Source organism: Actinoalloteichus hymeniacidonis, from assembly GCF_014203365.1.
In the GTDB taxonomy this organism is placed as follows: Bacteria; Actinomycetota; Actinomycetes; order Mycobacteriales; family Pseudonocardiaceae; genus Actinoalloteichus_A; species Actinoalloteichus_A hymeniacidonis.
Genome location: NZ_JACHIS010000001.1, coordinates 2,745,448 through 2,760,071 on the forward strand (window position 1 = coordinate 2,745,448; position 14,624 = coordinate 2,760,071).

9 protein-coding genes are annotated in these 14,624 nt (G+C 67.2%); 3 read left to right on the forward strand and 6 right to left on the reverse strand.

Features of this window, described 5'->3' with window-relative positions; all coding sequences use genetic code 11:
- Window positions 1-117: 117 nt before the first annotated feature.
- Window positions 118-858 (reverse strand): class II aldolase/adducin family protein, encoded by a 741-nt coding sequence (locus BKA25_RS11420; RefSeq protein ID WP_069849971.1) that lies wholly within the window; start codon window positions 856-858, stop codon window positions 118-120.
- Window positions 859-1,500: 642 nt separating this feature from the next.
- On the opposite strand from BKA25_RS11420, the gene BKA25_RS11425 reads away from it, so the two are divergent.
- From BKA25_RS11425 to BKA25_RS11435, 3 genes are all read left to right on the forward strand, one after another.
- On the forward strand, window positions 1,501-2,118 hold the full coding sequence (locus tag BKA25_RS11425; protein ID WP_184285088.1) for a hypothetical protein: 618 nt from the start codon (window positions 1,501-1,503) through the stop codon (window positions 2,116-2,118).
- A 420-nt stretch (window positions 2,119-2,538) separates the two neighbouring features.
- Window positions 2,539-4,887: a non-ribosomal peptide synthetase gene (locus tag BKA25_RS11430; protein ID WP_069849967.1), complete on the forward strand. Its 2,349-nt coding sequence runs from the start codon at window positions 2,539-2,541 to the stop codon at window positions 4,885-4,887.
- Window positions 4,888-5,086: 199 nt separating this feature from the next.
- Entirely contained in the window at window positions 5,087-5,542 is a 456-nt protein-coding gene (locus BKA25_RS11435; RefSeq protein ID WP_069849965.1) for a hypothetical protein, read from the forward strand.
- Between the two features lie 273 nt (window positions 5,543-5,815).
- On the opposite strand, the gene BKA25_RS11440 is transcribed toward BKA25_RS11435, so the two are convergent.
- From BKA25_RS11440 to BKA25_RS11460, 5 genes are all read right to left on the reverse strand, one after another.
- The gene (locus tag BKA25_RS11440) at window positions 5,816-7,753 is read right to left on the reverse strand and encodes a S9 family peptidase (RefSeq protein ID WP_172803805.1); all 1,938 of its coding nucleotides are present in this window, start codon (window positions 7,751-7,753) and stop codon (window positions 5,816-5,818) included.
- Between the two features lie 428 nt (window positions 7,754-8,181).
- The gene (locus BKA25_RS11445; RefSeq protein WP_069849964.1) at window positions 8,182-8,394 is read right to left on the reverse strand and encodes a hypothetical protein; all 213 of its coding nucleotides are present in this window, start codon (window positions 8,392-8,394) and stop codon (window positions 8,182-8,184) included.
- Window positions 8,395-8,578: 184 nt separating this feature from the next.
- Entirely contained in the window at window positions 8,579-11,680 is a 3,102-nt protein-coding gene (locus BKA25_RS11450) for an FAD-binding and (Fe-S)-binding domain-containing protein (RefSeq protein ID WP_069849962.1), read from the reverse strand.
- Between the two features lie 10 nt (window positions 11,681-11,690).
- Window positions 11,691-12,791, reverse strand: coding sequence for an enolase C-terminal domain-like protein (locus BKA25_RS11455; RefSeq protein ID WP_069849960.1), 1,101 nt, complete (start codon window positions 12,789-12,791; stop codon window positions 11,691-11,693).
- On the reverse strand, window positions 12,791-14,584 hold the full coding sequence (locus BKA25_RS11460) for a thiamine pyrophosphate-requiring protein (RefSeq protein WP_069849958.1): 1,794 nt from the start codon (window positions 14,582-14,584) through the stop codon (window positions 12,791-12,793). The genes BKA25_RS11455 and BKA25_RS11460 overlap by 1 nt, the downstream gene beginning before the upstream one ends.
- Window positions 14,585-14,624: the final 40 nt, after the last annotated feature.

Genomic DNA, 14,624 nt, shown 5'->3' on the forward strand with positions numbered 1-14,624 from the left:
CCGGCGACAGCTTGGACTGACTTATGTCGGCCCAGTTTATGGCTCTATGTATCGTGTTCGCATACGACAACGAGGACTCCACGATTCCGGTGACGTTTCGATATGGGGCCTTTCCCATTACCAATCCCGGGACTCCGGGACACTGCGCAGCACCCGCCGCCGGGTGTGCTCCCAGTACGCGCGAACGGACAGATCGGCGAAGATGTAGTCCCGTTTCGCCGACACGTCGAGCGCGGACGAGGTCGTGAGATCCCGCCCGGTCGCGATCGCGTCGAGCTGAAGCCGGCAGGCTCGTTCGAGCATGAGGGCGAAGATCACGGCATGTCGTACCGACTTTCCGACGACCACACTGCCGTGGTTCACCAGGAAGACGCCTATCCCGGCGCCGAGACTCGTCGCGATGGCGCGGCCGACCTCGATGTCGAGGACGGTGTTGCTGGTGAGCGTGAAGCGGTGCACCTCGCCCATGAGCAGTGCGCCCTCGTGGCCGAGCGGCATCAGATCGTCGTTCAGCGCCCCGAACACGAGTGCTGCGGGGGCGTGCGAGTGCACGACACAGTTGATGTCCGGACGCGATTCGTAGACGGCTTGGTGCAGTGGGATCTCGGGGGGCGCAAGGCGATCCACCTCCGCCGTCGGATCGAGGTCGCCGACCACGAAGTCCTGCGGAGTCGCCTCGTCGAAACCGGTCATCGCACCTTTGATCAGGAAGGTGCTCGATTGCGGGCGCCGACAGGAGATCTGTCCCTGATTGAAGTCGTCGTGCCCACCAAGAGACAGGGCGCGCGATCCGATGGCGGCCTGTGCGGCCAACGGATTCGTCGTGGTGCCCGCCGGCTTCTTATTTCCCTCTGACACAAGACCTCTCAAATGCCGCGTCGATACCGGGGAAATGGCGACTACCACTTCCCCAAGAAGTCACTACGCACCACTTGGGCGATCCGCGATGTCCGCATGACGTAGTTACGCCAAATGGACGAACCGAGAATTGTAAAGCTGTGGCATGACAAGCGATCTACTCGAAGTAGCCGCTCACGCGCGCATTACTAGCCCGTGGGACAACCAGCCCGGTAGGACGATCTTCCGACCACCTCCAACGTAAGTCGTCGCCGAGAATAAGCCGGTCGACTACCGAACCGCAAGATCCCGTCAGGCGCACTATGGTTCCGGCTGCCGGGCTGGCTTACCGGCATACGGTGCGGGCGGTTTCACCAGGTGAATAGCAGGTTGACCGATTGTCGAGACCTCGGCTACCGTCCTGGTCGGCTAATTTCGCTCTGCCTGCCAGACGGCGTCTAACAGGAAGGCGCGTGAGGGGCAACTGTGCAGTCTAAAATGTCTTGGCGCAGGTTAAGTCACGGAGAGTCGTCGGCGGTGCTCGCTGTCGATTTCGATTCCGCCGTGCGGCCTATTGCGGGTTTCGGTCAACTCGTCGAATTAATGGATTTCAACCGCGCGTTCTGGCACTCCAGGCAGCCGCCGTCGAGTACGCGCGACCGCTTGTCGGCGGAGGAATACCTGGATCACTGGGCCGAGGTGCCCCACGGCGGTGGCAACATCGACGCCGTGCTGGGGTACTGCGTCGGCTGTGTCTTCGCACCTGCGCTGGTGGAGAGAATCGAGCAGGTGCAGGGACATCGGCCCGAGTTACTGCTGTTCGACCCGGAACCGGCCGTGGTCAGCAGCCTGTACCAGGACTTCAGGGAGACCGTGGAGAGCGTGTCGATCCTGTCCGGAGCGGAGAGGGAACAGCTGGTCATCGAGGCAGGCAAGGCCTGTCTGGACGCAGGCGACGACTTCGACGCGGCTGCCGCGCAGGTGATCGAACTCTACGAGGCCGCGGTCAGTACGGCCTTCGCCCGGCTGAGCCTCGATCCCGTGCTGATCGGTGAGTTCACCCAGGTTTTCCGCTCCTATGTGTCCTATTTGAGCGCGGCTGCGGAGCTCTCTCCAGAGGACGGGTGGCAGTCCGGTATCGCGTTGACCGCACGTGGTTCCAGTCCGGGGGCGCGGCATGCGCGGAAGGAATTGTCCTTTCCTGTTGGTTCGGCGGACCTGCTCCGAGACCGGCGCGTCGCCGAGACCGTGTTCGATCTTCTTAGCGGCGGCGAACATTAGGTTCTTCCGGTCGCGAGAGTTCGGATATCCGCGAAGTTCGTGACTGTCGGTAGTCGATTTGCCGTGCTGCCGTACAACAAATCCATGAATTCGACGCGAGAAGACGGCCGATTAGCCGTCAATAGCAAGGTTCGCCGCCCCGGGAAACGCTGCGGCCGGAGCGTGGGATGCTCCGCCATTGGATGTAGTCCCGGCGGAAACCGTGGGATGGTCGCCCGCGCGGTGGCACCGGTTCGCCCGCTATCGCGGTCGAGAAATGACGCGTCCGCAGGGATGGTTGTGGCCTTCGGCATAGCAGTTCACGGAAAGGACGACCGAACCTGTGAACTCAGCGGAAGTCAACCGAGAGATTGTGGGCGTCGGATCGGACGACCGTCGGCGGTGGTCCGCTGTCGGCACATGAGATGAGGACGCAGGGACATGAAAGCCGAGACTCCGCCTCCGTCGATCTCCGCTACGGTTCGGCTGCCCGCCCGGTCGCACCGCGCAGACCCGGAGACAGGAGACCGATCCCGAGACGAGGGATTCACCGTCCTGCTCGCGACGGTCGGGCGGGCCATCGCCAGGCACGAGGGTGTCGAGCGGGTGTCCATCGGATGCGTGGCCGTGGACGGGGGAGAGGCGGCGATGCTGGCCGTGGACCTCGTGGTCGGAGGTGACGAGAGCTGGTTCGAGACCCTGGCGGCGACCCGTACCGCGTGTGGACGACCGGGACCTCCGAACGGCGAGCCCGATGTCCTCGTGGCCGTGCTGGACGAGGTGAACCTCGGATCCGAGGTCCTGCGCGCGCACCATCTGGAGCGGTTGGGGTGCCCGGCACGCTCGGGGAGCATGGCCTTCGTCGGACACGGGGACGTCCAATGGTGTGTCGTCGACCCTTCGCTCCCCGAGGACGGGGTGAGTGAGCTGCTCAATCTGATCCGGCAACCGAACGGTCGGCACCCGGCGATGCGGATCCTCCTTCATCGCGCCGACAGCGAATCGGAGCGGCGAGATGCGCCCTTCACCGTCGTCCACGGACGTGGACCGTGTCGAGAGCACGACGCCACGGTGCTCGATCTCATCCGCAGACAGATCGCGGCGACGCCCAGCAAGGCGGCTCAGGTGCACGAGTCCACGGTGGACACCTACGCCGGACTCGGCCTGAAGGCCTCCGCCGTGGCTCGGTTCCTGGATGATCTCGGCGTACGGCGGGGCGACCGCGTCGCGTGTCATCTGGTTCGCGGGCTCACTCCGCTGATCGCGTTGCTGGGGGTATGGACGGCCGGTGCCGTGTACGTGCCGATCGACCCGGCGCTGCCGCCCGAACGGCAGCGTGTCCAGTACGAGCTCGCGGGTTGTGCCGCAGCGCTCGGTACCGACGACGTCGAACGCGTCTGCGCTACCGTCCAGGACACGACGCCATCGACCGAGAACCTCCGGCAGGCGCCGGTCGGGATGATGGAGTCGTCACCGGACGACGAGGCGTACGTGCTGTTCACCTCCGGCTCCACGGGGACACCCAAGGCGGTGAGCATGCCGCACCGGGCGATGGCCAACCTGATCTCCTGGCAGCTGCGCCAGCCGGAACTCGCCACGCCGCCCCGCATCGCGCAGTTCGCAACGCTGTCCTTCGACGTCTCGGTCCAGGAGATGCTTGTCTCCGCCGCATCCGGCGGAACCCTGGTCGTCGTTCCCGAACGATCGCGGCGCAATCCGCAGGAGCTGTTGAGCGTGCTCGACCAGAGCGATGTGTCGGTCGCGTTCCTCCCGGTGGCGGCGCTGCACCAGCTGGCCGCCGCGAGCGAGACCTTCGGTATCGCCCCGAGGGCCCTGCGGCACATCATCACCGCAGGCGAGGCCTTGGTGGTGACCGACCAGGTCCGCGCCCTCGGCGCCGCCACCGGCTGCAGGCTGGTCAATCAGTATGGTCCGACGGAGACCCACGTGACGACCTACTTTCGGCTCGGGTCCGTGCCTGCGGACTGGCCGGAGCGGCCGCCGATCGGATGGCCCATCGACAACACGATCGTTCGCGTGGTCGATGAATCCGGCCGACCGTGCAGGCTCGGCGAGACGGGAGAACTCCACCTCGGCGGCGAGAACGTGGCCGCCGGCTACCTCGGAGTGGGTACGGACGCGGGAGGCGGCTTCAGCACCGAGGCGGGCATCCGCTGGTACCGCACCGGTGATCTGGTCAGGCTGGGCGCGGAAGGGGCCCTGTACTTCGCCGGTCGCACCGACGACCAGGTCAAGATTCGAGGCCACCGTGTCGAGCCGACCGAGGTGGTGGCGGTACTGCTCCGCCATCCCGAGATCAAGGCCTGTGCGGTGCAGAGCGCGGACTCGGTGGGCGGTCTCGGTCTGATCGCCTACCTGGAGGCAGGCGGCGTGACCGCCGAGCAGGTCAGGGAGCACGCCGGGACGTACCTACCCGAGTACGCGGTACCCGCACACTTGGAATTCGTGGATCGGTTGCCGACGACGCGCAGCGGCAAGATCGACCACCGTCGCCTACCGTCGGCACCGCGAAGGACCGAGGTCCCGGCCGAGAACCCTGTACCGGGCGACACGGAATCGCGGGTCGTGCGCGTGTGGGAAGACCTGTTGGGCAAGCCGGTGCCGTCCGCACAGATGTCGTTCGTCGATGCGGGCGGAAACTCGCTGGCGATGCTGGAGCTGTACCTCCGGCTGCGCGCCGTGTTCGAACGCGACTTCCCGATGCACGAGCTGTTCAGTAGGCCGACTGCTGCCGCCTTCGCTGAATTCCTCGACGAGCAGGACGAATAGACCGCCGCCTGCCGGTGATGTGCTCGTCACCTGTCTGCCTGTCTGCCTGTCTGCCTGCCTGCCAACGGAGCGTGCACTCGGGAACCGCGTCGTCCTCCGAGATCGGACCGGACGGCACACGGACCTGCTGCCGCGTCCGTGCCCTCGGAGGCAGTGGAGATCGATGGGCCTCCGGGCCCGATAGCGCGAGAATGCGCCCATGAGCGACGAGGCGAGGCGCGCCGTGGTGACCGCGCTGATCAGACTTTCGGCGAGTACCGACCATCGCGACAGAGCGGACGCGGGGCACAGCCTGGCAGGCTTCGCCGAGATGCCCGAAGCCAGGGAACCGTTACGGGGCCTCGTGCTCGATGCGGGCGATACCTCCATCACCCTCACGACCGCTAGGGCGTTGCTCCGGCGTCAGGACGCGGCCGGGCTCGGCGTGGTCGTAGGCGCGCTCGGGAGAGCGGGTCCCAACCACGCCGATTGGATCCAGAGCGCGGTGCTCGACGTGTTCGGCGTGTTCGCCCGGGACCGGGACGCCGCCGTTCGGGTGTGCGAGGCGCTGGCCTCGGAATCCGATGAGCAGACCCGCCTCGGAGTCGGTCGGTTGACCGCCATGCTCGTCGAGATCAGCCCGATCCTGTACCCGGTACAGAACGACGAGCCTTAGCCATCGTCCGCCGGGCGTGCTCGCGCCTCCGCCGTCGCCTCGCCGGGTCGGCGTCGTCGGTTCCGGCTGCGGATTCGACGCAGCGCGAAGGCACGCCTTCTCGGGTATCGCACCCGAGAAGGCGGTCGGCCGTGTCCAGGCAGCCGTGCTGCCTCGGATTCGCTCTCAACCTGTGAACGGCTGATGGAAACGCCGTTGTGCGCGGTCCGATGGAGGCCTCGAACTCGGTTCAGGACCACGCACTCGTCACCCCGTAGGCGACGACCCGGTGCGTCAGCGCTGCGCCGAGGCGTTGCGCCTGCCCCCGAGATGCTCGGCGAAGTGTGCCTCGATGGCGCGATACATCCGGATGAGGTTCTCGGGGTTCTGGAAGCCGTGGCCCTCGTCCTCGGCGAGCAGATACTCGACCGGTATACCCCGATCTCGGAGCGAGGCCACGATGTTGTCGGCCTCGGCCGGGACGACACGGACGTCGTTGGCGCCGTGCACGACCAGCAGTGGGGTGCGGATGCGGTCGACCATCGTGATGGGTGAGCGGGCCAACATGTCGGCCTCCTGCGCCTGATCGGCGGGATCGCCCACGTAGTGGAACCAGTTGTTGGCCATGTGCGGCCGCACGAAGGGCGGGAAGGTGCGCATCAGGTTCGCCAGGTTCGACATGCCGACGTAGTCCACCGCCGCCGCGAAGTAGTCCGGGGTGACCGTGACGCCGACCAGCGTCGCATAGCCGCCGTAGGAGCCGCCGAAGATCGCGATGCGAGCGGGGTCGGCATAGCCCTGCGCTACCGCCCAGTCGGCGGCGTCGATGAGGTCGTCGTGCATTCTGCCTGCGAATTCCCCGGCCGCAGCCGTGATGTGGCGCTTGCCGTACCCCGTCGACCCTCGGAAGTTCACCTGCAGCACCGCGTAGCCCCGGTTCGCCAGGAACTGCGCCCGCGAGTTGTAGGTCCACGAGTCGTGCGCCCACGGTCCACCGTGGACCATCAGCACCAGCGGCAGCTTCTCGGCCGGGATCCCCACCGGCAGGGTCAAAAAGGCGTGTAGCGGCAGCCCGTCGCGGGCGGGGAAGCCGACCGAGGACATCGGCGCGAGCTCCGCGGGGTCCAGGCGGGGGTACGGCCGGAACAACAGCCTGCTCTGCCGCGTGCGGTGGTCGTAGAGGTAGGTCAGGGCGGGCTCACGGTCGTGGATGAACGTCGCGATCCACACCTGCTCGGTCGTGTCCGAGGAGACCGAGTGCAGGACGCCGTCGGACAGGGCGGACAGCTCGGCGTAGACATCGGCGAAATGCGGGTCCAGCACCTTGATGATGGGCCTGTCGCCCACGAACCGCGCGGCGATGACCTCGCCGGTGCGCTTGCTGGTGAACAGCGTCGGCGGCTCACCGGCCATCATCGGACCCATCGTGCACAGGCTGTGCCCCGCCACGGCCGCGACGACGGTCTCCTCGCCGGTCGCTCCGTCGATGCGGACGAGCCGCAGGTCGTCGGAGTCCTGGTAGGCACCCAGTAACAGACCCTTGCCGTCGGGCGTCACCAGGGACGGAGTGATACCCAACGGGTGCTCGGGACCGCCCAGTCTGCGGAGCAGGCTCTTGGCTCCCGTCGTGGGGTCGACCGTGAAGAACTCGTAGGCGCCGTCCTCGGCGAGCGCGGTGTAGTAGGCCGCCTCGCCGTCCTGGCCGATCAGGAAACTTCCGCCGTCGGCCTCGGACTGTTCGGCGTGCAGCGTCGTCTCGCCGCTGCTCAGATCGACACGGAACACGTCGAAGTACAGGGGACGTCGGTTCATCGTGACGAGCACGCTGCCAGGCGTGGACCGCATCCGATCGACGGAGAACACCCGGGAGCCGGGGTCCATCGGCGTCAGATCGACGGCGGGTTCCTCCGGGGCTTCGAGGTCGACCCGGTACAGGTGCCAGTCCTCGTTCCCGTCGGTGTCCTGCAGATAGAGCAACCAGCGTGGATCGCCGGTCCAGTAATGGGTCTTGATGCCGCGCCGCGTGTCGTGTGTGACGCACACGGCGTCCTCGTGTTCCTCGTCGATACCGCGCACCCACACGTTCATCCGCCCGGACTTCGGCGCCAGGTAGGCGATCCGGGTTCCGTCCGGCGAGATCGTCGCCCCGGAGAACACCGGATCGGCGAAGAACTCCTCCACGTCGATCAATCGGGGTAGCGACCCCGGTTGGTTGGTGCTCTCGTTGCTCATTCGCGCACTCCTATCGAAATCGACTCGCGCGGCCGCCGGGGTCCGGCGAGCCGGAATGGAATTCCCTCAGCGCCGATGAGACACCGTGCCGTCGGGGCATACTCAAGTCGAATAGAGGTGACGCGGACCACTGTTTCTCATTCTTCCTGGTCAGCGGTCCAAGCTAGCACCATTGTCCTGGTATCCCCGGAGTATTGCCGACGGCGATGGGGCCCACTAGAAATCGATGGCACCGCTGGAAAAGTCCGGCGCATATGAATTCCCGCGTGTCGCGGAGAAAGGAAGCCGATCGAGGCGGAAACCGCGTCGGCGGGCTCGGTATCGCTCTTCTTCCATGGTCTTCGAACCCGATCACGGGTTGCGCGACGGCCCATTCTCGAACCGAGTGGCGACGTCCTAGACAGGTCGACGCGACGTGCGACTGCGGATCACCACGTCACGGGCAGCGGCGTGATACCCGCGTCCGAGCGTGTGAGTCGATCGAGCGGAACAGCAGTGCGAAGCTCGGGACAGTGCAGCGCCAGTCCGGTGATCGCGGCCCGGATCCGGACGAGGCGCTCGCCCGTGTCCTCCGCGCTGTGAACGGCGTTCTCTCGGAGCCGACCGCCACGCCGCTGGGAGGTGATCGACGGGACGGGCACGTTCGTCAGGCTCGGGCAGGCTGATGCGTGATGTCCTGGGCGGTCGCGGTGCCCCTACCGGCACGGGTCGACGGTCGTCGGAGGCGGTAGACCCACGCAACGGCGGTCTGGCCCAAGACGAACGCCTCCCCACCTTGTCGACCGGCAGCCGCGGCCGCCCATTCGCCATCCCCGTCCCGTGTCCTCATCGTCCGAACCGCCGGAACGTGCGCCCGAGGACCGCGATGCCGAGCGCGGCGGCGACGGTCAGGGCCGACAACACCGCTGCCCGCACACCTCGGTCGGCAGCCGTGGCACGTGTGGCATCGTCGTCCGATTCCCCGTCGAGTGCGGAAGCCAGTAGCTCGGCGAGGTGGCTGCCCTCCCGGCCCGCGCTGTCGAGTTCATGGATCTGGGTTCGGCAGCTGAACCCATCGGCCAGGACCACCGTGTCGTCGGCTGCCTCGCGTACCCGGGGGAGCAGGACTCGTTCCGCACAGGCCTCGCTGACCTCGCGATGTCCCTTCTCGAAGCCGAAGTTGCCTGCCAGGCCGCAACAACCCGAGTCGAGTCGCTCGACATCGACACCGGCGTTCGCCAGCAGCCGGCGGTCGGCATCCCAACCCATGATCGCGTGCTGGTGGCAGTGGACCTGAGCGATGGCCTTCGTTCCCAACCGGGGCGGCCGATAGCCGGGCGAGTGCTCGGTGAGCAGCTCGGCGAGGGTGACGGTCTGTGCCCGCAGCCGTCGAACGTCCTGGTCGTCGGGAAACAGATCCACGGCATCGGAGCGGAACACCGCCGTGCAACTGGGTTCCAAGCCGAGGACGAGGCCACCATCCCGCAGGTGCGGCGCGAGTTCCCGCACGGTGCGGGCGAGCATCCTCTTGGCCGTGCCCAGCTGGCCGGTGGAGATCCAGGTGAGGCCGCAGCACACCGGGTTCGCCGGCATCGTGACCCGCCAACCGGCGGCCTCCAGTACCGCGACCGTCGCTTCCCCGACGTGTGGGTGGAAGGAGTTGGTGAAGGTGTCCGGCCACAACAGCACGGTGCCGCGCTCGCCGGTGCCCCTCGGCCCACGTCGGGCGAACCACTGTTGCAGTGTCTCCCCGGCGAAGCGGGGGAGACACTGCCGCTCGATACCCGCCAACGTGGTGATCAGGGGTGCCGCTCTGGAGTTCTGGGTGAGCGCGTTGACAAACCTGCCCAGTCGGAGTCTGCCCACGAGCTGGGCGACCGCGGGCAGCCAACCCAGGGCGAGATCGGAGCGAGGCCGCCGCCACGGACGGCCGGCATAGTGATGCGCCAGGAACTCGGCCTTGTAGGTGGCCATGTCCACATTCGCCGGACAGTCCGACTTGCAGCCCTTGCAGGCGAGGCACAGATCCAGCGCCTCGCGCACCTCCGTGGAACGCCAACCGTCGTCGATGGGGCTGTCGCCGTGGCCGTCGAGCATCTCGAAGAGCAACCGGGCCCGACCTCGCGTCGAGTGCTCCTCCTCGCCGGTGACCTGGTACGACGGACACATCACCTGACCGCCGTCGTTGGTGTGCTGCCTGCAGCGTCCGACGCCGACACACCGGTTGGCGGCTTGGGCGAACGAGCCGCCGTCGTCGGAGAACCCGAAGTGCAGTCTCGATGGGTCTGCGGGCGACCAGCCCGCGCCGAGTCGCAGGTTCTCGTCCAACCGGTACGGGGCGACGACCTTGCCGGGGTTCATCCGGTTATCGGGATCGAAGATCGTCTTGAGCTTGCCGAACGCGGTGACGATGGAGTCACCGAACATGATCGGCAGCAGTTCCCCCCGGGACTGGCCGTCGCCGTGCTCGCCCGAGAACGAACCACGCAGCTCGGCGACCAGCGTGGCGGCGCGCTCCATGAAACGCCGGTAGGTGGCGACACCGTCGGCGGTGTAGAGATCGAAGGGGATGCGGGTGTGGACGCAGCCCTGCCCGAAGTGGCCGTACAGGCTGGGCCCGGTCTCGTCGGCGTACCCGAATTCCTGGTACAGGGCAGTGAGCTTGCGGAGATATTCGCCGAGCCGCTCCGGCGCCACCGCGGAGTCCTCCCACCCCTCGAAGGTGTCCGCTCGGCCGGGAACGTGCGCCGTGGCGCCGAGGCCCGCCTCGCGAACCTGCCAGAGTTCGTTCTCCCGGGCGGGATTGTCGAGAACCGCGACGGTGGCCGCGTTCTCGGTGTCGTGCAGTGCCTCGAGCATTCGGCGGGCCTGCCGCTGGACGTCCTCGGCGGTGGTTCCGCCGAACTGCACCATGAGGAAGGCACGGCCCGCAGGCATCTCGGCCAGCGCCTGCGGGTTCTTGTGTTTGATCTGCTGGTCGCGAACCAGCTTGTGGTCGACGCCCTCCAAAGCGATCGGCTGGTGTTCGAGGACCGCGGGCACGGCGTCTGCGGCGGTGGCGATGTCGGGATATCCGAGTACGACCAGCGTCCGCTCCGGCAGCACCGGCACCAACTTCAGCTCTGCCCGCAACACCGTGACCAGTGTGGACTCGGACCCGACGAGGAGACCCGCGACGTCGAAACGGTTCTCCGGTAGCAGCGAGTCGAGGTTGTAACCGGAAACGCGGCGGGGGATGGTGGGAAATCGACGACGGATCTCCTCGGCGTACTCGTCCTGCAACAGCCGCAACCGGCGGTAGACGTCCGCGCGCGTGCCGCCCAGTCGGGCGATCTCGGCGTGCTCCTGTTCGCTGGTCTCGCCACACCAGAACCGCGTGCCGTCGGGAAGGACGACCTCCAGCCGGACGATGTTGTCGACGACCTTGCCGGTGCGCTGGGCGGTGGCTCCACAGGAGTTGTTGCCGATCATGCCGCCGAGGGTGCAGTTCATGTGGGTCGCCGGTTCCGGACCGAAACGCAGTCCGGTGGCGGCCAGTTGCCGGTTGAGCTCGTCGAGCACGATCCCGGGCTGCACCACGCAGGTCCGGGCCCTCTCGTCGACGGACTCCACGGTCGTGCAGTACTTGGACCAATCGAGGACCAGGGCCGCGTTGGTGCACTGACCGGCGAGACTGGTGCCGCCGCCTCGGGAGAGAACCGGCGCGCCGAACTCCCGAGCCACGGCGAGTGCCTCGACCGCGTCCTCCGGCGAATGCGGGACGACCACGCCGATCGGTACCTGTCGGAAGTTCGAGGCATCGGTCGAGTATGCGGCGCGGCTACCGGGGTCGAACCGGATCTCGCCCGCCACCCGGTCTCGCAACGCTCGGGCGAGCGCCTCCCCGTCGAGGTCGGGACGGTGGACGGCGCTCCTGCTCACCGGATCGGGAAGGTCCACCTGTGCCATGCATCCTCCTTCAGACGGCGTAGTCGGCGGCGACATCGCTGCGCAGGCTCAGACCGTGACCCGGCACGGACATCGACGGTGTGACGGTCCCGCCCGTCGGGTCGAGACAGCCGTCGAAGAACAGGCTCTCGATCCGATCGTGGTCGGCGAACCACTCGATGTGGCGGAAGTTCGGCGTCGTGACCGCGGCGTGTGCGGACAGGTTCGGCGCGCAATGTGCGGAGACGTCCCGGTTGGCGGCTGCGGCGAGTGCGGCGACGCGGCGCCACTCGGTGTAGCCGCCACAGCGGGTGACATCGACCTGCAGACAGTCCACGGCCGGGAGCAGCCGCGCGAAGTACGGCAGGTCGTAGCCGTACTCGCCCGCCGCGATGTCCGGCCCGCCTGGCGCGCGTAGCGAGGCCAGCCCGGCGAGGTCGTCGCTGGACACCGGTTCCTCGAACCAGGTGACGTCGGCGTCCCGGAGCGATTCGAGCAGCCTGCCCGCCTGCCCGATCGAGTATCCGCCGTTGGCGTCCACATAGAGCGCGGCATCCTCGCCGATGATCTCCCGGGCGTGGGCGATGCGCTCGAGATCGCGCTCGACTCGGTTGCCCCAGGACTCCGCGATCTTGATCTTCACTCTCGGGATGTCGAGTTCGTGGACCCAGTGGGCGAGCTGCCGGGTCGACTCCTCCGAGGTCAGCGTGGTGAAACCGCCGCTGCCGTAGACGTCGACGGCTCGGTGCGCCCTGCCGAGGAGCCTGCTGACCGGCAACTCCAGCCACCGCGCCGAGGCATCCCACAATGCGATGTCGACCGCGGACAGCGCACAGGAGACCAGGCCCGGCCTGCCGAGATTGCGGGTCGCATGCTGCATCGCCGCCCAACACGCGGGGACGTCGAGCAGCGGGCGGCCGGCGATCGCCTCGGCCAGCACTCCCTCGATCAACGGCACGACCGCCGCGTCGGCGTAGGTCCAGCCGAGCCCTCGAACCGGGTCGGCCTCGACCTGGACCACCACGATCGTGGTGTCCGGCCAGAGCAGTGTCCCGTCGGCCTCGGGTCTCGGGGTCGGCACCCGGTAGGCGCGGGCGCCGATCCGCGCCACGTCCGGCGGCCGGGTCGGCATCAGTCCCGCCTGCCGGGCAGGAACTCCTGGATCTTCGTCTTCACGCCCTGCGCGATGAGGTGCAGCGCATTCGGATCGCCCTTCAACACCGCCTCGGCCGCCGACTTCACCTGTTCGAAGGTGGCGTGGGGCGGGATCGGCGGGACCTCCGGATCACAGTGGACGTCCAACACCGTGGGCTTGTCCGCACTCAGCGCGGTCTCCCAGGCCGTGCCGAGCTGGTTGGGCTTGTCGACCGTGATCGCGCCGAGCCCCAGCGAACGGGCGAATCCCGCGTAGTCGACGTCCGGCAGGTTCTGTGATTCCTCGAACTTCGGGGCGCCGCCCATCGCCCGTAGTTCCCAGGTGACCTGGTTGAGGTCGTTGTTGTGAAAGACGCAGATCACACACCTCGGATCGCTCCACAGGTGCCGATAGCGCGCAATGGTGATCAGTTCGGCGAGCCCGTTCATCTGCATGGCGCCATCGCCGACCAGGGCGATCACCGGTCGTTCGGGGTGGGCGAACTTGGCGCCGATGGCGTAGGGGACGCCGGGACCCATGGTCGCGAGCGTGCCCGAGAGCGACGACCGGATGTCACCGTGAATGCGCAGATTCCTGGCGTACCAGTTAGTGGAGGATCCCGAGTCGGCGGTGACGATCGCGTTACTCGGAATACGGCGGGACAGCTCGGACACGACCGCCATCGGATTGACCGGTTTCGCCGCGACTCCGGCCTCGCGGTCGACGGTGGCCCACCAGGACGCGACGTTCTTCTCCACCGTCCTGCGCCACGAGCGGTCCGACTTCTTGACGAGCTTGGGTAGCAGCGCGCGCAGCGTGGCTGTGCTGTCGCCGACGAGATTGACCTCGGTCGGGTAGCGCATGCCGATGAACTTGCCGTCGTGGTCGATCTGTACGCCTCGCGCTTGACCGAACTCGGGAAGAAACTGGGCATAGGGGAAGTTCGATCCGACGATCAGCAGCGTGTCGCAATCACGCATGAGCTCGTAGCTGGGACGGGTGCCGAGCAGACCGATGGAGCCGGTGACGAAGGGCAGATCATCGGACAACACATCCTTGCCCAACAGCGCCTTCGCGACCCCGGCTCCGGTGATTTCCGCGATTCGACGAACCTCCTCGGCCGCCCCACGCGCGCCTTGGCCGATCAGGATCGCGACCCGCGTCCCGGCATTGAGTACCTCGGCCGCGGCGTCGATGTCCGCCTCGTCCGGAACCGGTCTCGGGCCAACCAGGCCTGGCGGACTCGACGGCACCTGCTTGAACGCGTGTTGCGGAGGCGAGTAGGCCTCCTCCTGCAGATCCGCCGGGATGATCAGGGCCGTCGGGCAGCGGCGCGATTCGGCGGTGCGGATCGCCCGGTCCAGTGCGTTGGGCAGCTGCTCTGCGACGTTCACCTCCACGAGATATTCGCTGGCGACGTCCTTGTACAGCGTCTGTAGGTCCACCTCCTGTTGGTAGCTGCCGCCCATCGCACTGCGCGCGGTCTGCCCGACGATCGCCACCACCGGAACGTGGTCCAGCTTGGCGTCGTAGAGGCCGTTGAGCAGGTGGATCGCCCCAGGCCCCGAGGTCGCCATACAGATCCCGACCCGGCCGCTGAACTTGGCGTATCCGACCGCGGTGAACGCGGCCATCTCCTCATGCCGGGCCTGTACGAATCGTGGGCGGTTATCCGCCTTCCCGAAGGAGGTGACGATCCCGTTGATTCCGTCACCCGGATAGGCGAACACCTCTTCCACCCCCCACTCGCGCAATCGCCGCAGGAGGTAGTCGCCGACCGTATCCGCCATGAGAGCTCCTCAGTCCGAGCATCGAGAACCACCGGCGGAT